This is a genomic window from Ideonella sp. B508-1 (assembly GCF_000333615.1).
GTDB lineage: Bacteria > Pseudomonadota > Gammaproteobacteria > Burkholderiales > Burkholderiaceae_C > Ideonella.
Genome location: NZ_BADL01000150.1, coordinates 1 through 20,798, shown reverse-complemented (window position 1 = coordinate 20,798; position 20,798 = coordinate 1). Strand labels below are relative to the sequence as shown.

The window sequence follows — 20,798 nt, the reverse complement described above, 5'->3', positions numbered from 1 at the left end:
CATGACATCCACACGCAAAGGCATCATCCTGGCCGGGGGCTCCGGCACCCGGCTGCACCCGGCCACGCTGGCCATCAGCAAGCAGCTGATCCCGGTGTACGACAAGCCCATGGTCTATTACCCGCTCTCAGCCCTGCTGCTGGCGGGCATCCGCGAGATCCTGCTGATCAGCACGCCGCAGGACACGCCGCGCTTCCAGCAACTGCTGGGCGACGGCTCGGCCTGGGGCATCTCGCTGCAGTACGCGGTGCAGCCCAGCCCGGACGGCCTGGCCCAGGCCTTCCTGATCGGTGAGGACTTCCTGGCCGGTGCGCCCAGCGCCTTGGTGCTGGGCGACAACATCTTCTACGGCCACGACCTGGGCCGGCGCCTGCAGACGGCCACCGCCCAGACCCGCGGTGCCACCGTCTTCGCCTACCCGGTGACCGACCCCGAACGCTACGGCGTGGTCGAGTTCGACGCCCAGGGCCGCGCCATCAGCCTGGAAGAAAAGCCCGCCCAGCCCAAGAGCCGCTACGCCGTCACCGGCCTGTACTTCTACGACGAACAGGTCGTGGACCATGCCAAGGCCATCCGACCCAGCGCGCGTGGCGAGCTCGAGATCACCGACCTGAACCGCCGCTACCTGGAGGCCGGGCAACTGGATGTGCAGAAGTTCGGCCGCGGCGACGCTTGGCTGGACACCGGCACCCACGACAGCCTGCTCGAAGCCAGCGCCTTCGTGCAGACCCTGGAGCGGCGCCAGGGCCTGAAGGCCTGCTGCCCCGAGGAGATCTGCTGGCGCAACGGCTGGATCAGCGACGAACAGCTGGCCACCCTGGCCGCGCCGCTGGCCAAGAGCGGTTACGGCAAGTACCTGCAACAGATTTTGAAGGACAAGGTGTTCTGAGATGAAGGCGATCCAGACGGACATCGAGGGCGTGCTGATCCTCGAACCCAAGGTCTTCGGCGACGCGCGTGGCTTCTTCATGGAAAGCTTCAACGCCAAGACCTTCAACGAGCTCGTGGGCCACGAGGTGAACTTCGTGCAGGACAACCACTCGCGCTCGGCCAAGGGCGTGCTGCGCGGCTTGCACTTCCAGAAGGCCCCGCATGCCCAGGGCAAGCTGGTACGGGTGACGGCCGGCGCGGTGTTCGACGTGGCGGTGGACATCCGAAAGGACAGCCCCAGCTTCGGCCGCTGGGTGGGCGTGGAGCTGAGCGCGGACAACCACCGCCAGTTCTGGATCCCACCGGGTCTGGCGCACGGCTTTCTGGTGCTCAGCGAGAGCGCGGACTTCCTCTACAAGACCACCGACTACTACGCGCCGCAGGCCGAGGGCGCGCTGCGCTGGGACGACCCGGACCTGGCCATCACCTGGCCCGACATCGGCATGGCCCCACAGCTCTCGGCCAAGGACGCCGTCGCCGGCTTCCTGCGTGACCTCTGAACCCGACCCGGACTGAACCCATGACGATTCTCGTGACCGGCGGCGCCGGCTTCATCGGCAGCAACTTCGTGCTGGACTGGCTGGCGGACCCCGCGGCCGAGCCGGTGGTGAACCTGGACGCGCTGACCTACGCCGGCAACCGCGCCAACCTGGCTTCGCTGGACGGCGACGCCCGCCACCACTTCGTGCACGGCGACATCGGCGACCGCGCTCGGGTGGACCAGCTGCTGGCCACCCACCGCCCGCGCGCCATCGTCCACTTCGCCGCGGAAAGCCATGTGGACCGCTCCATCCACGGCCCCGGCGCCTTCATGAAGACCAATGTCGAAGGCACCTTCACGCTGCTGGAAGCGGCGCGGGCCTTCTGGGCCTCGCTCGAAGGCGAGGAGAAGGCCGCCTTCCGCTTCCACCACGTCAGCACCGACGAGGTCTACGGCAGCTTGAAGCCCAGCGACCCGCCCTTTGCCGAGACCAACCCCTACGAGCCCAACAGCCCGTACTCGGCCAGCAAGGCCGCCAGCGACCACCTGGTGCGCGCCTGGCACCACACCTACGGCCTGCCGGTGCTCACCACCAACTGCAGCAACAACTACGGGCCCTACCACTTCCCCGAGAAGCTCATCCCGCTGATGATCGTCAACGCCCTGGCCGGCAAGCCCCTGCCGGTCTATGGCGACGGCCAGCAGATCCGCGACTGGCTGTACGTGAAGGACCACTGCAGCGGCATCCGCGCCGTGCTGGCCGGTGGCCGCCTGGGCGAGACCTACAACATCGGCGGCTGGAACGAGAAGGCCAACCTGGACATCGTCAACACGGTCTGCGCGCTGCTCGACGAGCTGCGCCCGGACCCGGCGGGCCCCTACAGTCGCCTGATCACCTACGTCACCGACCGCCCGGGCCACGACCGGCGCTACGCCATCGACGCGCGCAAGATCGAGCGCGAGCTGGGCTGGCGCCCGGCCGAAACCTTCGAGACTGGCATCCGCAAGACGGTGCAGTGGTACCTGGACCACCCGGACTGGGTGGCTGATGTGCAGAGCGGGGCCTACAAGGACTGGGTCGGCCAACATTACGGAGCCCGTTGAGATGGCGCCGCCGAAGATCCTTCTGCTCGGCCCCAACGGCCAGGTCGGCTGGGAGCTGCGCCGCGCCCTGGCCCCGCTGGGCCGCGTCATCGCCCTGGGGCGTGAGCACGACGGCCTGTGCGGTGACCTGACCCACCCCGGCGAGCTGGCTGGCAGCGTGCGCATGCTGCGGCCGGACATCATCGTCAATGCCGCGGCCCACACCGCGGTGGACAAGGCCGAGAGCGAGCCGGCCCTGGCCGAGCTGCTCAACGCCCGCGCCCCGGCCACGCTGGCCCAGCTGGCGGCCGAGTTGGGCGCCATCCTGGTCCACTACAGCACCGACTACGTCTTCGACGGCAGCGGGGAACAGCCGCGCGACGAGGACGCCGCCACCGGCCCGCTGTCGGTCTACGGCCGCAGCAAGCTGGCGGGTGAACAGGCCATCCAGGCCAGCGGCTGCCGCCACCTGATCTTCCGCACCAGCTGGGTCTACGCCGCGCGCGGTGGCAACTTCGCCAAGACCATGCTGCGCCTGGCCGGCGAGCGCGAGCAGCTGCGCGTCATCGCCGACCAGATCGGCGCGCCCACCGGGGCCGAGCTGATCGCCGACGTCACCGCCCATGCGCTGCGCGCCCTGGCCCAGCGGCCCGAGCTGGGCGGCCTGTACCACCTGGCGGCCGAGGGCCAGACCAGCTGGCACGGCTATGCCGAGCATGTGATCGCCTGGGCCCGGCGCCACGGCCAGGACCTGAAGGTGCAGACGGTCGAGGCCATTCCCACCAGCGCCTACCCGACGCCGGCCCAGCGCCCGCTCAATTCGCGGCTGGACACCACCCGCCTGCGCGAGGCCTTCGGCCTGCAGCTGCCGCCCTGGCAGAGCGGGGTTGAGCGCATGCTGACCGAGTTCCTCGGCGTCTGAGCCTGGTGGACGTCTACTCGCAGCCCCTGGCCGAAGACGACGTGGTGAATCCACTGGACGGCAGGCCCCTGTGGGGAGACCGCCTGGCCAGCCACTTCGGCCGCTTCCTGTCTATGTTGGTCCACCTTCGGCCGCCGGCAAGGAGGTGCGGTACCTTCTGGATCAGCTGGACGACATCGATCGGGTGCCGGCCCATGACGGCTCCGACTGGCGGCGCTCGCCCCCATCGCTGCCCCGATCGGCCTCCGTACGACGCCTTGGCGGGCCGGCACCGCAGCCATCGCCCAGTGGTTCACGATGGTCTGGATCGGCGTGGCCACGCGGGACGTGCTGCGGTCAGTCGCCGAGCGGCCTGTGCGTCGCCGCTCAGCAGCGGACTGAGGCCCGAGTAGCTGATTTGGCGCATGCCGGATGCGCCGGCATCAATCGCCGCAGGGCCAGCGCTGCTGCCGGTGGTGGTGGCCCGGCCCCGGCGACCTTGTGCAGCGGGCGTGCACGAAGACGGCGCAGTCGCGCCACCTTCTGCAGGCACCTGCAACCGGGCCTGCGCAGCGCTCACCCCCACCCGCGCCGCCAGGACCTGCTTGAAGCCGATGGCGACGGTGAGGGGCCGTACAGCGGGATCTCCCGCAGCAGCGCTGGTCGATCAGTCGATCAGACCCAATTGGCGGATGCGGGCGATCACCTTGTCCGCAGCCTCTTCCGGCGAGCAGTTCGTGGTGTTCACGCGGATCTCGGGCAACTCCGGCGCCTCGTAGGGCGAGCTGATGCCGGTGAAGTTGGCGATCTCGCCGCGGCGGGCCTTCTTGTACAAGCCCTTGACGTCGCGGTCCTCGGCCACGTTCAGCGGGGTGTCCACATAGACCTCGATGAACTCGCCTTCGCTCATCAGGCTGCGGGCCATCGCGCGTTCCGAGCGGAAGGGCGAGATGAAGGCGGTCATCACGATCAGGCCGGCGTCCACCATCAGCTTGGACACCTCGGCCACGCGGCGGATGTTCTCCACCCGGTCGGCCTCGGTGAAGCCCAGATCCTTGTTCAGGCCGTGGCGGATGTTGTCGCCGTCCAGCAGGTAGGTGTGGCGGCCCATCGCGAAGAGCTTCTTCTCGACGATGTTGGCGATGGTCGACTTGCCGGCACCGGACAGGCCGGTGAACCACAGCACTGCGGGCTTCTGGCCCTTGGCGCTGGCGCGTGCGGCCTTGTCCACGTCCACCGGCTGCATATGGATGTTGTGCGAGCGGCGCAGCGCGAAGTGCATCATCCCGGCGCCGACCGTGTTGTTGGTCATGCGGTTGATCAGGATGAAGCCACCGGTGTCGCGGTTCTCGCTGTATGCGTCGAAGGCGATCGGGCGGTCCAGCGCCAGATTGACCACGCCGATCTCGTTCATCTCGAGCTGCTTGGCGGCCAGGTGCTCCATCGTGTTGACGTTCACCTTGTACTTGGGCTCGGTGATGGTGGCACTCACCAGCTGGGTGCCGATCTTCAGCAGGTAGGGGCGGCCAGGCAGCAGGGGCTCCTCGGTCATCCAGACCACGGTGGCCTCGAACTGGTCGGCCACCTCGGCGGGCGACTCGGCGATGGAGATCACGTCGCCGCGCGAAATGTCGATCTCGTCTTCCAGCGTCAGCGTGATGCTCTGACCGGCCACGGCCTGGGGCAGGTCACCGTCCAGCGAGACGATGCGGGAGACCTTGCTCTCGCGTCCCGAGGGCTGGGCGCGCACCCGGTCGCCGGGCTTGACCACACCGCTGGCGACGAAGCCGCAGAAGCCGCGAAAGTCCAGGTTGGGGCGGTTGACCCACTGCACCGGCATGCGGAAGGCCTGCTTCTGCAGGCGGGTCTCGTCGATCTCGCAGGTCTCGAGGAAGCCCATCAGCGTCGGCCCGTGGTACCAGGTCGTGTGCAGGCTGCGCTCGGTCATGTTGTCGCCCTTCAGACCGGACAGCGGGATGCTGGTGATGTCGGTGAGGCCGATCTGCTTGGCGAACTCGCGGTACTCCTCGTCGATCTTGCGGAAGACGTCTTCCGAGAAGTCCACCAGGTCCATCTTGTTGATGGCCAGCACCACCTTGCGGATGCCGATCAGGCTCACCAAGTAGCTGTGGCGGCGGGTCTGGGTCAGCACGCCTTTGCGTGCGTCGATCAGGATCACCGCGACATCGGCGGTCGAGGCGCCGGTGATCATGTTGCGGGTGTACTGCTCGTGGCCCGGGGTGTCGGCGACGATGAACTTGCGGCGGTCGGTCGAGAAGAAGCGGTAGGCCACGTCGATCGTGATGCCCTGCTCGCGCTCGGCGGCCAGGCCGTCGACCAGCAGCGCGAAGTCGAGGTCACCGCCCTGGGTGCCCCACTTCTTGGAGTCGTTCTCCATGGCCGCCAGCTGGTCCTCGAAGAGCATCTTCGATTCGTAGAGCAGGCGCCCGATGACAGTCGACTTGCCGTCGTCCACGGAGCCGCAGGTGATGAAGCGCAGCAGGCTCTTGTTCTCATGCTGCTTGAGGTACTTCTCGATGTCGGTGGAGATCAGGTCCGAAACGTGGGCCATGGTCAATTCCTTCGAAACGGGTGTGTGGGGTGTTCAACCCAGTGGCGTGCGCGGATCCGGCTTTGCCGGTCCGCCGCGCGAGCCCCCTCGGGGGGCAGCGACCGGCAGGGAGCGTGGGGGCTTAGAAGTAGCCCTCTTGCTTCTTCTTCTCCATCGAGGCCGCGGTGTCGTGGTCGATCATGCGGCCCTGGCGCTCGGAAGTGCGGGTCAGCAGCATCTCCTGGATGATGTCGGTCAGCGTGGCCGCGGTGGACTCGACCGCGCCGGTCAGCGGGTAGCAGCCCAGGGTGCGGAAGCGCACGCTCTTCATCATCGGCACTTCGCCCGGGCGCAGCGGAAAGCGCTCGTCGTCCACCATGATCAGGGTGCTGTCGCGCTCGACCACCGGCCGTTCGGCCGCGTAGTACAGCGGCACGATGGGGATGTTCTCCAGGTAGATGTACTGCCAGATGTCCAGCTCGGTCCAGTTGGAGATCGGGAAGCAGCGGATCGATTCGCCCTTCTGCTTGCGGCCGTTGTACAGATGCCAGAGCTCCGGGCGCTGGCTCTTCGGGTCCCAGCGGTGCTGCGCGCTGCGGAACGAGAAGATGCGCTCCTTGGCGCGGCTCTTCTCCTCGTCGCGGCGGGCGCCGCCGAAGGCGACGTCGAAGCCGTACTTGTCCAGCGCCTGCTTCAGGCCCTGGGTCTTCCACATGTCGGTGTGGATCTGCGAGCCGTGCTCGAAGGGGTTGATGCCCAGCGACACCGCTTCGGGGTTCTGGTAGACCAGCAGGGTCATGCCCAGTTCCTTGGCCATGCGGTCGCGCATCTCGTACATGGCCCGGAATTTCCAGGTCGTGTCCACGTGCAGCAGCGGGAAGGGGGGCGGCGCCGGGTAGAACGCCTTCTTGGCCAGGTGCAGCATCACCGCCGAATCCTTGCCGATCGAGTAGAGCATCACGGGGTTGTCGGCTTCGGCGACAACCTCGCGCATGATGTGGATGCTTTCAGCTTCCAGTCGCTGCAGGTGGGTCAGGCTCATGGTGGGTTCCGTGGTGGGCTGTGCAGTGAAGGTGGGTGCGGGAGGGCGGGGACGGATCGGCGCAGGGGGCGCCAATGCAGTGGCGGCAGAGGGCGAGGTCCGGGCTGCCGCCGCGCCCGCGGTGGGGGCCGGGGCGGGTCCCGGCAGGGATTCGGGCTGGGTGCGCGGCAGCGGGGCCACCGGGCAAACCTGCAGCATCAGCCGGGGCTGGGTGTCCAGCCAGGCGCGCACGGCCGGGGCCCGGTCCAGGGCCGGACCGTGCAGCCAGACCCGCCAGACGCCGCTGCGGCAGCGCAGCAGCCGTGCCAGGAAATCGACATAGGTGTCGGCGCTGGCCAGGCGCTCGACCGGCAGCCAGCGCAGGCTACCTCGGGGCGACACCGTCAGCACCAGCCCGCCCGGGGCCGGGCGGTCCGGGTGGGCCAACGTGCCGGCCCAGACCTGCTGGCCGCTGCTCAGGCGCACGCCCGGGTCCCATTGGCTGTCCAGCCACGAGGCCCCTTCGGGATGCTCGGCCGCCAGCTCGCGCAAGGGGCGCAGCGCCAGGCCCCAGCGCTCGAGCAGGCGCGACAGACCGCGCGGCTGCAGCGCCAGGCCGAAACGGGCCTGGGCCAGCTTCTGCAGGGCCTGGACATCCCACAGCGGCACGCTCAGACCGGCCTGCTCGGGCGCCAGGGTCAGTGCCGCGTGGCGTAGTTCGGTTTCCTGGGCCAGGCTCAGCACCCGGCCCGTGCCGCGCGGCCGGCCCCGCTCCCCGACATCGATGGCGGTCCAGCCCCCCCGTTCGAAGGCCTGGCAGGCCTTGATGATGGTGGGCACACTCAGGCCGGTCTCGTCCCGGATGCGGGCCAGGCTCAGGCCGTCCACCCGCAACTGGACCGCGCGCCGGCGGCGCGTGTTCAGCTCATCGAGTTCGGGGGCGGTCTTGGGCACGAAGTGCGGTCATTAAATGTTTTAGGGAGTTTCATTCTGCCACCCGGTCTGCACAATGCCATATCCCTCATATGAAAGTGACAACCATGCATGAGACCTCTGCCGCTGTCGCCCTGCTGGAGCGCCTGGTGCCCCTGATCCGGGACGCCGGCCGCGTCATCATGGACATTTATGCGACCGACTTCGATGTGACCCAGAAGGGCGACGCATCCCCGGTCACTGTGGCCGACCAGAAGGCCGAGGAGGTCATCCTGGCCGGGCTGGCCGAGATCGCGCCCGACATCCCGGTGGTGGCCGAGGAGTCGGTGGCCGCCGGCCGCATCCCGGACGTGAAGGACCGCTTCTTCCTGGTCGATCCGCTGGACGGCACCAAGGAATTCATCAGCCGCAACGGCGAATTCACCGTCAACATCGCCCTGATCGAGAACGGCAGCCCGGTGCTGGGTCTGGTCTACGCGCCGGCCATCGGCCGCCTGTTCGGTGGTGCCCAGGGCGCCGGCGCCTGGCTGGAGGATGCGCATGGCCGCCGCAGCATCGCCTGCCGCCCGGTGCCGGCCGAGGGTCTGACTGTGGTGGCCAGCCGCTCGCACGGCGACGAAACCGCGCTGGATGCCTTCCTGGCCGGCCGCAAGGTGGCCTCGCGCACCAATGCCGGCTCCTCGCTCAAGCTCTGCCTGGTGGCCGCCGGTGAGGCCGACCTCTACCCGCGCCTGGGCCGCACCATGGAGTGGGACATTGCCGCGGGTGACGCCGTGCTGCGCGCCGCTGGCGGCAAGGTCACGGTCGTGGCCGACGGCCAGCCGCTGCGCTACGGCAAGCCTGGCTTCGACAACCCCCATTTCGCCGCCGCGGGGCTCTGATCTGGTTCAAGGGCCACCTGGACGTGGTGGTCGCCGGCAGTTGAGGTCAGGTGACGGGGTGATCGGCGAAACCCCGCTCAACGCCAGCGGCTATGCCGAAGCGCCCGGCTTGCCGGTGACCGTGGCGCTGAGCACCGGCGACAGGCGCCGCCGCGCGCTGGCTTCGTCCACACCCAATGCGGTGGACCAGGCTCCCAACTGGTCCTCGCCCACCGCGCCCACATTGAAGTAGCTCGCCTGCGGGTGGGCCAGGTAGAAGCCGCTGACGCTGGCGGCGGGGGTCATGGCCATGCTCTCGGTCAGGCCCATGCCGATGGCCTCGGCCTGCAGCACCCGGAACATGTCGGCCTTCACGCCGTGGTCGGGGCAGGCCGGGTAGCCCGGCGCCGGGCGGATGCCCTGGTACTTCTCGGCGATCAGTTCGGGGTTGCTCAGCGCCTCCTGCGGCGCGTAGCCCCACAGCTCGGTGCGCACGCGCTGGTGCAGGCGCTCGGCAAAGGCCTCGGCCAGGCGGTCGGCCAGGGCCTTGAGCAGGATGGCGTTGTAGTCGTCGTGTGCGGCCTCGAACTCGGCGGCCTTCTTGTCGGCGCCCAGGCCGGCCGTCACCGCGAACAGGCCGATGTGGTCGGCGCCCTGGCCCTTGGGGGCGATGAAATCGGCCAGGGAGCGGTTGGGTCGCGGCACACCGTCGATCACCGGCCGCTCCTGCTGCTGGCGCAGTGGTGCCCAGCGCATCAGCACCTCCTGGCGGGTCTCGTCGCGGTAGACCTCGATCACGTCGTCATTCACCGTGTTGGCCGGGTAGAAGGCCAGCACGCCGTTGGCTTGCAGCCAGCGGCCGTCGATCAGGCGCTTGAGCATGGCCTGCCCATCGGCGAAGACCTTGCGGGCGGTGTCGCCCACCACCGCGTCGTCCAGGATGGCGGGGTAGGGCCCGGCCAGATCCCAGGTCTGGAAGAAGGGGCCCCAGTCGATGCAGGCGGCCAGCTCGGCCAGGTCGTAGTGGCGAAATTCGCGCCGGCCCAGGAACTTGGGTGCCGGCGGCAGCAGGGCCCAGTCCACCGGCGTCTTGTTGGCACGGGCCTGGGCCAGCGTCACCAGCGGGGTCTGCTTCTTGTTGGCGTGCTGCAGCCGCACCCGCTCGTAGTCGGCTTCCAGTTCGGCGATGTAGGCCGCGGCGCGCTCGTCGCTCAGCAGGTCCGAGCAGACGCCCACCGCGCGCGAGGCGTCGGGCACGTAGACCACCGGGCCGTCGTAGTTCGGCGCGATCTTCACCGCGGTGTGCACCCGGCTGGTGGTGGCGCCGCCGATCAGCAGCGGCATCTTGCGGCCGGCGAACCAGGGGTCGCGCGCCATCTCGGCGGCCACATGCTGCATCTCCTCCAGGCTGGGGGTGATCAGGCCGGACAGGCCGATGATGTCGGCGCCTTCGGCCTTGGCCTTGGCCAGGATGTCCTGGCAGGGGACCATCACCCCCATGTTCACGACCTCGAAGTTGTTGCACTGCAGAACCACCGTGACGATGTTCTTGCCGATGTCGTGCACGTCGCCCTTGACGGTGGCGATGACGATCTTGCCCTTGGGCTTCACGTCGCCACCGGCGTCGGCCAGGGCCTGCTTCTCGGCTTCGATGTAGGGCAGCAGATGGGCCACGGCCTGCTTCATCACGCGGGCGCTCTTGACCACCTGGGGCAGGAACATCTTGCCGGCGCCGAACAGGTCGCCCACCACGTTCATGCCGGCCATCAGCGGGCCCTCGATGACGTGCAGCGGGCGGCCACCGGAGGCCCGGATGGCCTGCCAGGCCTCCTCGGTGTCGACCTCGATGAAGTCGGTGATGCCGTGCACCAGGGCGTGCGAGAGGCGCTCGTTCACCGGCGCGGCGCGCCAGGCCAGCTTGGCGCTGTCGTCCTTGGCAGCGCCCTTGACCTGCTCGGCGATCTCCAGCAGGCGCTCGGTGGCGTCGGGGCGGCGGTTGAGCACCACGTCCTCGACGCGTTCGCGCAGCACCGGGTCCAGCTCGTCGTAGACGCCGATCATGCCGGCGTTGACGATGCCCATGTCCATGCCCGCCTGGATGGCGTGGTAGAGGAACACGGTGTGGATGGCCTCGCGCACCGGCTCGTTGCCGCGGAAGCTGAAGCTCACATTGGACACGCCGCCGGAGACCTTGGCGCCGGGCAGGTGGGCCTTGATCCAGCGGGTGGCCTCGATGAAGTCCACCGCGTAGTTGTCATGCTCCTCGATGCCGGTGGCGATCGCGAAGATGTTGGGGTCGAAGATGATGTCCTCGGGCGGGAAGCCCACCTGCTCGACCAGGATGCGGTAGGCCCGCTCGCAGATCGAGGTCTTGCGCTGGTAGGTGTCGGCCTGGCCCTGCTCGTCGAAGGCCATCACCACGGTGGCGGCGCCGTAGCGGCGGATCAGCCGGGCCTGGCGGATGAACTCGGCCTCGCCTTCCTTCAGGCTGATCGAATTGACGATGCCCTTGCCCTGGATGCACTTGAGGCCGGCCTCGATCACGCTCCACTTGGAGCTGTCGATCATGATGGGCACGCGGGCGATCTCGGGCTCGCTGGCGATCAGGTTCAGGAAGCGCACCATCGCCGCCTGGCTGTCCAGCATCGCCTCGTCCATGTTGACGTCGATGATCTGGGCGCCGTTCTCCACCTGCTGGCGGGCCACGGCCAGGGCCTTTTCGTATTCGCCGGCCAGGATCATGCGGGCGAAGACCTTGGAGCCGGTGACGTTGGTGCGTTCGCCGATGTTGACGAACAGGCTCTGCGCGTCGATGGAGACCGGCTCGAGACCGGACAGGCGCATGGGCGGGGGAGCGAGGAGGTCGACAGGCATGGTGGCGGCGGCAGAAGAAAGGCGCGGACAACACCCTGGCGGGGGCAGCGGCAGACGCAACTCACCCACGGCACAGGGGTGAGCGTCGTTGAATCGGCCGCTGCTGCCGGCCGGCAAGATCGACTTTCTGATGACCGGCAACCTGCTGCACAGCTTCGACAACGTGAAGAACGGCGTGCCGGTCATCACGGTGGCCAGCCTGTTCCAGAAGGACCCGCAGGCCCTGATGGCCCATCCCGGCCAGGGCTACAAGACCTTCGCCGATCTCAAGCGTGCCCCGGTGGCCTACATCGCCAAGGACGCGCAGTTTTCCTGGTGGGCCTGGCTCAAGGCCGAGCAGGGCTTCAAGGACGAGCAGCTGCGGCCCTACAACTACAACCTGGGCCCCTTCCTGGCGAATGCCAAGAGCATCCAGCAGGGCTATGCGGTGGAGGAACCGATCAGCATCCAGAAGCAGGGCGGCTTCACGCCGCTGACCTTCCTGCTGGCCGACCACGGCTACAGCACCTACAGCACCACGATCGAGACGCGGGTCGAGACGGTGCAGAAGAAGCCCGATCTGGTCAAGCGCTTCGTCGAGGCCTCCATCCTGGGCTGGGTGCACTACCTGTACGGCGACCGCCGGGCCGCCGATGCGCTGATCCTCAAGGACAACCCCGAGATGGACCAGGGCACCATCGACCAGTCGGTGGCGCTGATGAAGTCGCTGGGCATCGTGGACAGCGGAGACAGTCTCACCCAGGGCATCGGTGCGATGAAGCCCGAGCGCATCCGCGATTTCTACGACAAGATGGTCCGCGCCGGCCTCTACAAGCCCGGTGAGGTCGATCTGTCCAAGGTGGCCACCTTCCAGTTCGTCAACCACGGCCTAGGTCTGGACGAGAAGAAGCGCCTGCTGCAGAAGCAGGCAGGGGGGCCGAAGGCCCCCTGAGATCGCGGTGTGTCGTGATCGGTCGACTCAGCCACTGGCTCAGTGGCTGAGCGAGCTGCTGATGACCGGCGGCCCCAGCTGGGTGTCCACACGCCACACCCCGTCGGGCACGGGGCCGGTGTCGGTGGTCGCCAGCTGGTAGCGGTTGTAGTAGATGAACGGCCCCTGGGCGGTGATGTAGTACTCGGGGTCCATCCGCACGCGCGAGGTCGCGGTGTCAGGTGTCAGGTTCACCAGGGTGTTGTTGTCCGGCAGGATGCCCACCATCCCGATCTGGGAAGGCTTGCTCATGTTGGCGGCGACGCTGGTCTTGTTCATCTGGAAGAAGATGTACGAGCGCCCGTTGTGCACGAAGTATTCGGGCGACCAGACGTAGGGGAAGTCGGCCGGCAGGCTGTTGCGTTGGATCACCTGCCAGCTCAGCTGGCCATTGGCGTCCGGCAGCTGGCGGTAGACGACCAGCATCTTGCCGTTGAGCACGCCGAAGAAGACGTACTCGTTGCTGTACTCCGGGGCCTGCCACATCATGGCGCCGCTGACGTTGCCGTTCTCGTCGGTGAGCTGCTGTGTGTCGCCCGTGGTGGTGTCGAACAGGAAGATCTGGTTGTAGCCCGAGGGCGCCTTGCCGGTCAGGATGGCCTTGCCGGTGCCGGGCACCCAGCGGCGCGCGCCGGCCGAGTAACCCTGGACGGCGATCGGGTGTTCTTCCGCGCCGTCGCTCATCAGGCGCCAGAAGGTCGCGCTCTTCGCGGGGTCCTGGTACTGGATCTTGGCGGCAGCATCGGTCAGGTCCAGCGTGGCGATCGGCGAGATGCGCTGCAGGCTGTCGTCCAGCATTTCATGGGTCCACTGCCCGTTCACCATGGTGGCCACACCGATGCCGGCGGTGGCATCGCTGGGGGGCTGGTCGGGCAGGTACTTGGTGTAGACCAACTGCGAGCCCAGGGCCGAGAAGGCCCATTCCGGCCCATTGCCATAGGTGGTGACCAGGGCGGTGTTGGTGTCCACCTTCACGCCGCGCCCATTGGCGGGGACGAAGGCGCCGGTGGCGTCGTCCACATTGGCCACCCAGAGGTTGAGCTTGCCGTCCGTCCAGGCCAGGCGGGCATTGCCGGCCCCCTGGTTGCAGGTGGGGCAATAGAGGCCGTCGCGGCCCCAGTCGAATTCGAAGTCGACGATGGCGGCATGGGTCACCAGGGTCTCGACGCCGGCTGCCTGGGCCGACAGGCCCAGGGGCACCAGCATGAAGAAGGCAAGCTGTCGAAGCCGTTGCCGGAGAAGATGGGTCCGCGGGGATCCGGCCGTGCGGAGGGTCATGGGAGGCTCCAAATCAACAGGGGTCGCCCGAACGGTTCGGGCGATACGGTGCTGGTCCGGCGGCCGCCGTGTTCCGCGTTCACGCGGTCTCAGGCACAGCCGGACGACTCGCCTGCAAATGCTCCAGACGCACCGTGATCCTGCGAGCCGAACTTGCTGACATCCAATACACAAGCTGACGTATCCGTCCGGCCAGCTGTGGATATGGCGGAAGATTCGGTGTCCCCGTCTCAGGGGACTCCGCGCCGGACCCGGCCCATGGCCGCGCGTGCCAAGGCGGACAGCTGTGACAACCTCGATCCCCGGAGGTCCTGCACACAAACAAAACGGCCCCGCAGGGCGTGCGGGGCCGTGATGAGCGATTGGGGCGCGCAGGCCCCTGTCATGGGCTACTTGAACTTGTACTGCAGGCCCGCGTAGAAGAATCGACCCCGGGGGTCGGTGTAGGTGGGGTCATAGCCAGAAATGAAGTAATAGGCCTGGTTCGAGAAGGGCGGCGCGGTGTTGAAGAGGTTCTGGATGCCGCCACGCAGTTTCAGTGCGTCGTTCACCTGCCAAGCGCCGGAAAGATCCCAGAGCGAATAGGCCTTCACACGATTGGCCTGGGTGACGGTGCCGGTGTCGGTGTCGATCGCAGAGTTCTGATCCTCGTAGCCCGAGAGGAAGGTGTTGCCCAGCATCGCGCTGTAGGGGCCGTAGGCCCAATCCACGGTCAGGCGATGTCGCCACCGTTGCACCACACCATCCGTGACGAAGCGCCCGAGGTTGCTGACATAGGGGTCTCCGTTGCCGGTCTGCTTCTTCGATTGCAGCACATAGGTGCCCGCCAGCCGCACGCCAAAGGTACCGACACCGGTCTGGAGATCATGCGCATCAACCACGAGGTCCAGCCCGGATGTGAGCATGCCACCGCGGTTTTCCTTGTTCAGGTCGATGTAGCAGATGCTGTTGTCCTCGGGGTCGGGATCTGCACCGCAGGTCGCAATGAACTCGGCGTTGCCGTTGCGCGGGTCGCTGTAGCGGTGAACCAGATTGCCGTACTTGCTCAGGTTGCTCAAGATGATGTCGTCACCAAGCTCACTGATCAGGTTGGACTTGCGGATGTTCCAGTAATCGAGGCTGAGATTGAGCTGGCGGGTGGGCTCGATCACGGTGCCCAGGGAGAACTGACGCGATTTCTCCGGCTTCAACTGGGCATTGCTGTGCCGGTGCGTTTCCCAGTTGTCGGCGCAGACCGACAAATCACCGTCGTTTTCTGCGCAGTAGATGGGGTCGGGCAAGGTCGCCGTGGAGCTCACCACCAGGGGGCGATAGAGGTCACTGAGTGACGGAGCGCGGAAACCGGTGCCTGCGGATGCGCGCAGCAGCCAGCTTTTCTCGGGCTGGAAGCGCAGCCCAATCTTGGGGTTCACGCTGTTGCCAACGCCCTGGTAGTGATCCGCACGCGCCCCGAGCTGCAAGTCCCAAGCCTTCGTGAACGGAACATCGAGTTCCGTGAAGATGGCGGAGACGTTGCGACTGTTGCTGGTCGCGCCCGTATCGCCATCGGACTGGTCTCCCAGGACGTTGTCGCTGAGGTAGAGCGCCGTGGGGTCGTAGCGCTGGGTTTCCCTGCGGAACTCTCCGCCGACAGCCCAGGCCAGATCCCCCCCGTCCAGAGTGGTCAATGCAGTCGAGGCTTTGAAATCCACGCTGTCCATCGTGCCGCGCGCACGGCGCATCACACCGTTGACCTGCATCCCGTCAATCACGGCTTGCTGCGCGGCGCTGATATCGGTCACGAGGGGGTTGTAGCTGCCATCGTTGAGGGCCGCTTGCAGTTTGTCGATGAGAAGGTAGCCGTGGGTGTCGGCGTCGGTGACGCTGTTGACACTGTGGTTCAGGCCGACGTCATAGTCCCAGCCCGAGGCGGTGCCGGTGAGTCCCAGTACATAGCGTTGCCCTGTGCTGGTGAGCTCACTGGTGCGATTTCCTGCTGCAGTCAGCCGCGCACGCAGCGTGACGGTGTCAGACGGATCCAGCCCACCGGCCACCAGTTCGGGGATCAGGCTGACCGGCATTTCCATCCCGTCTGACCGCGCAGACGAGCCGACGTACCAAGTGCGCGACCGTGTCAGCGCGACTTCCCCATAGAGTTGGTGATCCGGCAGCAGTTGCAGGACACCCCGGCCCAGAAAGTCGAGCTTCTCCGATTTGGGGTACAGCTCTGTGTCGCGCATGAAGTCGTAGGTACAGGCATCCTCACCGCCTGTGCCATCCGGAAGATAGAGGTTGGCGGGTGGGTTGCAGGTGGGTTGGCTGAGGTTGATGGTGCGGTTCACGATGGGCTTGCCATTGATCGTGAAACCATTCGCCTGCAGCGTGTCGCGCTGGTCGGCCGTCAGGCGGATGTTGCCGGGATTGGTGTAGCCCGACAGCATCCAGGGAAGGCGGGACGGGATTTGCAGATCAGAAATGAACTTCCTCTGCGAACTCCTCAGTGGATCGGTTTGATCGGCACTGAAGACGCCGAACACATTGAAGCCGTCCTTGTCCAAGCTGCCATAACCCCCGGCCAGGCTGGCACTGCGTTTGCCGGCACCGCCCTCCTGAGTCATCCCACCCGAGACGTCGATCTCGAGCCCCTGGAAGTCCTTTCGGGTGATGAAATTGATCACACCGCCGATGGCGTCCGTGCCGTAGAGGGAGGATGCCCCGTCCAGCAGCACTTCCACCCTCTGGATTGCCGCCGCAGGAATGTTGTTCAGGTCGACACCGATGTTGTCACCGGGAGAAGCGAAGTTCGCCATCCGGCGTCCATTGAGCAGGACCAGGGTCGACGATGTGCCGATACCGCGGAGATTGGCCGAATTCATGCCCTTCTGGTCATAGCCGCCTACGTTGATGCTGGCGCCATCTGTCATGCCATTCGAGTTGGCAGACAGCTTTGCCACGATCTCGGCGGCGGTCGTCAGACCAGCCTTGTCGATCTCCTCCCGCGTGATCACCTGCACCGGCAGCGCCGTCTCGCCGTCGATGCGCTTGATCGCCGAGCCGGTGATCTCGATGCGCTGCGGGGCGTCCGGGGTGGTCTGGGCCTGGCTGGCCAGCGGCAGGGCGGCCAGCGACAGCAGGGCAGCCTGGACGGCGAGAGCGCCAGCGGTCGGGCGCGGGGCAGGGGGGCGTTGGCGGCGGTGTGCCGACACGTTGCGGGCCATGGAATCCCTCCGAAGGCGATGTGAAGCCTGTGTTGCTGTGGGGTGGCTGTGGGGTGCTGCGAGTCTAGAAAGCATGGCCGGTGATGCCACGGGACATTCATCAAGCCGTCGCGAAAGCGCAACTTGGCGTCGCGCTGTGACAACTGTCTGTGGCAGGCAGCCCCCGGTTCCGTTCGCCGCGGGCCCGGCGCTGGATCGGCCGCCCCGGGGTTTGCGATCAAGCGACATTCTTTTTTGCAATCTCGCCGCTTTGCGGGATTCGGGGTGGTCGACCCCGACGGGCGGTGCCAAGATGCGCCCAGGCTCCTTCTTGGTGACCGCACATCCACCCATGCGCCCTCTTTCCCTGATCGAACGCCTTTCCCGTCGGCAACTCATCGCTGGGCTGGCCTTGGCCTGCACCGGCTGGCTGGCCCAGGCGGCCCCCTCCTCCAAACCTGTCACGCCTGCCCAGGGCTTTGCGGTCGTCATTGGCGGGGCGCTCAAGGCCGACAACGACGAGATCTGGAGCCGCATGGTGGCCCTGTCCGGCGGCAAGGGCTCCCACTGGATCGTCTTCGCCACCGCCTCCGAATCCCCCGACAAGACCGGCCGTCGCCTGTCCGAGCTGCTGGAGCGCCACGGTGCCAATGCCGACGTGCTGCCGGTGGCCCCGGCGCTGAAATGGGTGGACCTGGACCGGGCCGTGCGCGACAAGTCCCTGCTGGACATGGTCAACAGCGCCGACGGCATCTTTTTCTCCGGCGGGGCGCAGGAACGCATCGTCGACACCTTCGCGCCGGGCGGCCAGTCCACCCCCATGCTGGAAGCCATCTGGGACGTCTACCGCCGCGGCGGCGTGGTGGCCGGCACCTCGGCGGGCGCGGCCATCATGAGTTCGGTGATGTTCCGCGACGCGCCCAGCGTGATCGGCGTGATGAAGGGGCAGCTGCGCGATGGCAAGGAGGTCGACCGCGGCCTGGGCTTCGTCGGCTCCAACCTCTTCGTCGACCAGCACTTCCTCAAGCGTGGCCGCTTCGGCCGCATGATCCCGCTGATGCTGGCCAAGGGCTACAAGCTCGGCCTGGGCGTGGACGAGAACAGCGCCGCCATCGTGCACGGCGACGACATCGAGGTCATCGGCGCCAAGGGGGCGCTGCTGGTGGACCTCAACGACGTGCAGACCAACGAGAAGGTCGATGCGCTGAACGTGACCGGCGCGCGCCTGACCTACCTGGACCGGGGCGACAGCTACAACGTCGGCAGCCGGCGCATCACCCCCTCCGACTGGAAGCTGCGCGGGACTCTGCTGGACCCGCATGCCAAGGGCTACAAGCCCGAGTACGCCACGCCGCTCTACAACACCGACATGCTGGGTGACACCGCCCTGGTCAATGCCATGGGCTACTTGATCGACAGCAGCCTGCAGGAGGTGCGTGGCCTGACCTTCGACCCGCTGGCGCCGGCCTCCGACAAGCGGGCCGACCTGGCCTTCCAGTTCCGCCTCTACAAGGGGCCGGACACGGTGGGCTGGTACTCTGACGAACTCGGTGGCGATGACTACAGTGTGTCCAACCTGTACCTGGACATCATCCCGGTGCGCATGGCGCGTCCCTTCACGACGCCCTGGTCGCCGCACTGACCCTCGTCTGCGCCCGTTCCCGCCTCCCTGGAGAAGTCTCTCACCATGCAACGCCGTCACCTCCTCACCGCACTGATGCTGGCCGCTGCCAGCCTGGCTGCCTCGGCCCAGGCCCCGGACTGGAAGAAGATCCGCATCGGGGTGGAGGGCGCCTACCCGCCGTTCTCCGAGGTGGGCACCGACGGCAAGCTCAAGGGCTTCGACATCGACATCGCGCTGGCGCTGTGCGCCGAGATGAAAGCCGAATGCACCCTGGTGCAGCAGGAGTGGGACGGCATGATCCCGGCCCTGCAGGCGCGCAAGTTCGACGCCATCATTGCCTCCATGGCCATCACCGAGGAGCGCAAGAAGTCGGTGCTCTTCACCGAGAAGTACCAGAACACCCCGCCCTGGATGGTCGGCAAGGGCAGCCTGCCGCACGACATCTCGCCGGCCGCGATGAAGGGCAAGAAGATCGGCGTGCAGCGCACCTCCATCCACGACCGCTGGGCGACCGCTACCTACAAGGACAGCGAGATCGTCCGCTACAGCAAGCAGGACGAGGTCTTCCTGGACCTGGCCGCCGGCCGCATCGACGCCACCGTCTGCGACTCCGTGGCCGCCAACCTGGGCTTCCTGAAGACCCCGGCCGGCAAGGGTTTCGCGGTGCTGGGCACGCCGCCCGACGACCCCGCCTTCTTCGGTGCGGGCGCCGGCATCGCGGTGCGCAAGAGCGACCCCGTGCTGCAGCAGAAATTCAACGCCGCCATCCAGGCCATCCGCGCCAACGGCAGCTACAAGAAGATCGAATCCAAGTACTTCGACTTCGACATCTACGGCAAGTAAGCGCCGCGGCCAGGGAGGGGACGGACGATGCTGCACGGCTACGGTGCCAGCCTGCTGCAGGGCGCGCTGCTGACGCTGGGCGTGGCCCTGGCCTCGCTGGCCATCGCCGGGGTGCTGGGCCTGGCCGGGGCTCTGGCCAAGCTCTCGCGCTGGCGCCTGCTGCAGTGGCCGGCCACGGCCTACACCACGCTGATCCGCGCGGTGCCCGACCTGGTCGTCATGCTGCTGGTCTTCTACGGCGGGCAGATGCTGGTCAACAAGATCGGCGAGTCCCAGGGCTGGGACTACATCGACATCGATCCCTTCATCGCCGGGGTGCTGACCATCGGCTTCATCTTCGGCGCCTACCTCACCGAGGTGCTGCGCGGCGCTTTTCTGGCCGTGCCGCCCGGCCAGCGCGAGGCCGCCCTGGCCTACGGCATGAACCGCCGCCAGGTGCTCACCCGCGTGGTCGGCCCGCAGATGCTGCGCCACGCCCTGCCGGCCCTGTCCAACAACTGGCTGGTGATGATCAAGAGCACCTCCATCGTCTCGGTCATCGGTCTGTCGGACATGATGAGTCGGGCCGGACAGGCTGCGGGCGCCACCCGCGAGCCCTTCCTGTTCTATGCGGCGGCCGCCCTCATGTACCTGGCCTTCACCACCCTGTCCGAACTGGGCTTTGCCTGGCTGGCGCGCCGCCTGTCCACGGGTGTGCGCCAGGTGGCGCTCTGACGAGGCGGCGGCCATGGATTTCCAAGCCATCCACGACAGCCTGCCTCTGTACGTCCACGGTCTGGGGGTGACCCTGGAGCTGCTGCTGGCCGCCCTGCTGGCCGGCGGGCTGTGCGCGCTGCCGCTGGCCATGCTGCGCAGCCTGCCCATCGCCTGGCTGTCCCGGCCAGTGTGGGCGTTCACCTATGTCATCCGCGGCACGCCGCTGCTGGTGCAGCTCTTTCTGCTGTACTACGGCCTGGCCCAGTTCGAGGCCGTGCGCAACAGCCCGGCCTGGCCCTGGCTCAGTTCGGCCTGGTTCTGCGCCATCGCGGCCTTCGCCATCAACACCTGCGCCTACACCACCGAAATCCTGCACGGCGCCATCAAGGCCCTGCCAGCCGGCGAGATCGAGGCGGCCAAGGCCATGGGCATGTCGCGCTGGGTCACCTTCGGGCGCATCGTCATCCCCTCCGCCCTGCGCGGGCGCTGCCGGCCTACGGCAACGAGGTGGTGCTGATGCTGCATGGCACTTCGCTGGGCAGCGTCGTCACGCTGGCGGAACTGACCGGGGCCCGCC

General features: G+C 67.3%; 15 protein-coding genes and 1 pseudogene. 10 read left to right on the top strand and 6 right to left on the bottom strand.

The annotated features are described in order from the left end of the window. Nucleotide 1: 1 nt before the first annotated feature. From rfbA to rfbD, 4 genes are read left to right on the top strand one after another with little or no spacing between them, the layout of a single operon-like run. On the top strand, nucleotides 2-889 hold the full coding sequence (gene rfbA / locus I73_RS06800) for a glucose-1-phosphate thymidylyltransferase RfbA (protein WP_022979920.1): 888 nt from the start codon (nucleotides 2-4) through the stop codon (nucleotides 887-889). Nucleotide 890: 1 nt separating this feature from the next. Further along, complete coding sequence (gene rfbC / locus I73_RS06795) at nucleotides 891-1,430, top strand: dTDP-4-dehydrorhamnose 3,5-epimerase (protein ID WP_022979919.1); 540 nt, start codon at nucleotides 891-893, stop codon at nucleotides 1,428-1,430. Between the two features lie 20 nt (nucleotides 1,431-1,450). Beyond that, nucleotides 1,451-2,515 (top strand): dTDP-glucose 4,6-dehydratase, encoded by a 1,065-nt coding sequence (gene rfbB, locus I73_RS06790; protein WP_022979918.1) that lies wholly within the window; start codon nucleotides 1,451-1,453, stop codon nucleotides 2,513-2,515. 1 nt (nucleotide 2,516) lies between these two features. Then, nucleotides 2,517-3,416, top strand: a complete 900-nt coding sequence (gene rfbD, locus I73_RS06785; protein WP_022979917.1) for a dTDP-4-dehydrorhamnose reductase — start codon at nucleotides 2,517-2,519, stop codon at nucleotides 3,414-3,416. Between the two features lie 646 nt (nucleotides 3,417-4,062). Here rfbD and cysN read toward each other — a convergent pair. The 3 genes and pseudogenes from cysN to I73_RS34420 all read right to left on the bottom strand — a co-directional run. After that, on the bottom strand, nucleotides 4,063-5,967 hold the full coding sequence (gene cysN, locus I73_RS06780) for a sulfate adenylyltransferase subunit CysN (protein WP_022979916.1): 1,905 nt from the start codon (nucleotides 5,965-5,967) through the stop codon (nucleotides 4,063-4,065). A gap of 121 nt (nucleotides 5,968-6,088) precedes the next feature. Then, nucleotides 6,089-6,988, bottom strand: a complete 900-nt coding sequence (gene cysD, locus I73_RS33770; RefSeq protein ID WP_026096404.1) for a sulfate adenylyltransferase subunit CysD — start codon at nucleotides 6,986-6,988, stop codon at nucleotides 6,089-6,091. A gap of 552 nt (nucleotides 6,989-7,540) precedes the next feature. Beyond that, nucleotides 7,541-7,636, bottom strand: a pseudogene (locus I73_RS34420) (hypothetical protein); the annotation flags it as partial. 371 nt (nucleotides 7,637-8,007) lie between these two features. Between I73_RS34420 and cysQ the strand changes: the two are divergent. Beyond that, nucleotides 8,008-8,781: a 3'(2'),5'-bisphosphate nucleotidase CysQ gene (gene cysQ / locus I73_RS06770; RefSeq protein ID WP_022979914.1), complete on the top strand. Its 774-nt coding sequence runs from the start codon at nucleotides 8,008-8,010 to the stop codon at nucleotides 8,779-8,781. 90 nt (nucleotides 8,782-8,871) lie between these two features. Here the strand turns inward: cysQ and metH are convergent, their stop codons facing one another. Next, entirely contained in the window at nucleotides 8,872-11,634 is a 2,763-nt protein-coding gene (metH, locus tag I73_RS26445) for a methionine synthase (protein ID WP_022979913.1), read from the bottom strand. A gap of 88 nt (nucleotides 11,635-11,722) precedes the next feature. Between metH and I73_RS26440 the strand changes: the two genes are divergently transcribed. Further along, nucleotides 11,723-12,565 carry an ABC transporter substrate-binding protein gene (locus I73_RS26440; RefSeq protein ID WP_022979912.1) on the top strand — a complete coding sequence of 281 codons (843 nt, stop codon included), beginning with the start codon at nucleotides 11,723-11,725 and terminating at the stop codon, nucleotides 12,563-12,565. 39 nt (nucleotides 12,566-12,604) lie between these two features. Here the strand turns inward: I73_RS26440 and I73_RS26435 are convergent, their stop codons facing one another. Then, on the bottom strand, nucleotides 12,605-13,810 hold the full coding sequence (locus tag I73_RS26435) for a hypothetical protein (protein WP_022979911.1): 1,206 nt from the start codon (nucleotides 13,808-13,810) through the stop codon (nucleotides 12,605-12,607). 461 nt (nucleotides 13,811-14,271) lie between these two features. Beyond that, nucleotides 14,272-17,079: a TonB-dependent receptor gene (locus I73_RS06750; protein WP_022979910.1), complete on the bottom strand. Its 2,808-nt coding sequence runs from the start codon at nucleotides 17,077-17,079 to the stop codon at nucleotides 14,272-14,274. A gap of 331 nt (nucleotides 17,080-17,410) precedes the next feature. On the opposite strand from I73_RS06750, the gene I73_RS06745 reads away from it, so the two are divergent. Genes I73_RS06745 through I73_RS26430 form a run of 4 tightly spaced genes read left to right on the top strand, consistent with a single transcriptional unit; the run spans nucleotide 17,411 to nucleotide 20,738 of the window. After that, on the top strand, nucleotides 17,411-18,700 hold the full coding sequence (locus I73_RS06745) for a cyanophycinase (RefSeq protein WP_022979909.1): 1,290 nt from the start codon (nucleotides 17,411-17,413) through the stop codon (nucleotides 18,698-18,700). A 45-nt stretch (nucleotides 18,701-18,745) separates the two neighbouring features. Beyond that, nucleotides 18,746-19,525 (top strand): ABC transporter substrate-binding protein, encoded by a 780-nt coding sequence (locus I73_RS06740; RefSeq protein ID WP_026096402.1) that lies wholly within the window; start codon nucleotides 18,746-18,748, stop codon nucleotides 19,523-19,525. Between the two features lie 27 nt (nucleotides 19,526-19,552). Continuing rightward, nucleotides 19,553-20,239, top strand: a complete 687-nt coding sequence (locus I73_RS06735) for an ABC transporter permease (RefSeq protein ID WP_022979926.1) — start codon at nucleotides 19,553-19,555, stop codon at nucleotides 20,237-20,239. A gap of 13 nt (nucleotides 20,240-20,252) precedes the next feature. Then, a complete protein-coding gene (locus I73_RS26430; RefSeq protein WP_051049079.1) occupies nucleotides 20,253-20,738 on the top strand; it encodes an ABC transporter permease subunit in 486 nt (161 codons plus the stop codon). Nucleotides 20,739-20,798 lie beyond the last annotated feature (60 nt).

Bases quoted from the DNA above. Each gene is read 5' to 3' on its own strand.
- rfbA (WP_022979920.1), top strand. From the start codon at position 2: ATGACATCCACACGCAAAGGCATCATCCTGGCCGGGGGCTCCGGCACC.
- rfbC (WP_022979919.1), top strand. From the start codon at position 891: ATGAAGGCGATCCAGACGGACATCGAGGGCGTGCTGATCCTCGAACCC.
- rfbB (WP_022979918.1), top strand. From the start codon at position 1,451: ATGACGATTCTCGTGACCGGCGGCGCCGGCTTCATCGGCAGCAACTTC.
- rfbD (WP_022979917.1), top strand. From the start codon at position 2,517: ATGGCGCCGCCGAAGATCCTTCTGCTCGGCCCCAACGGCCAGGTCGGC.
- cysN (WP_022979916.1), bottom strand. From the start codon at position 5,967: ATGGCCCACGTTTCGGACCTGATCTCCACCGACATCGAGAAGTACCTC.
- cysD (WP_026096404.1), bottom strand. From the start codon at position 6,988: ATGAGCCTGACCCACCTGCAGCGACTGGAAGCTGAAAGCATCCACATC.
- cysQ (WP_022979914.1), top strand. From the start codon at position 8,008: ATGCATGAGACCTCTGCCGCTGTCGCCCTGCTGGAGCGCCTGGTGCCC.
- metH (WP_022979913.1), bottom strand. From the start codon at position 11,634: ATGCCTGTCGACCTCCTCGCTCCCCCGCCCATGCGCCTGTCCGGTCTC.
- I73_RS26435 (WP_022979911.1), bottom strand. From the start codon at position 13,810: ATGCTGGTGCCCCTGGGCCTGTCGGCCCAGGCAGCCGGCGTCGAGACC.
- I73_RS06750 (WP_022979910.1), bottom strand. From the start codon at position 17,079: ATGGCCCGCAACGTGTCGGCACACCGCCGCCAACGCCCCCCTGCCCCG.
- I73_RS06745 (WP_022979909.1), top strand. From the start codon at position 17,411: ATGCGCCCTCTTTCCCTGATCGAACGCCTTTCCCGTCGGCAACTCATC.
- I73_RS06740 (WP_026096402.1), top strand. From the start codon at position 18,746: ATGCAACGCCGTCACCTCCTCACCGCACTGATGCTGGCCGCTGCCAGC.
- I73_RS06735 (WP_022979926.1), top strand. From the start codon at position 19,553: ATGCTGCACGGCTACGGTGCCAGCCTGCTGCAGGGCGCGCTGCTGACG.
- I73_RS26430 (WP_051049079.1), top strand. From the start codon at position 20,253: ATGGATTTCCAAGCCATCCACGACAGCCTGCCTCTGTACGTCCACGGT.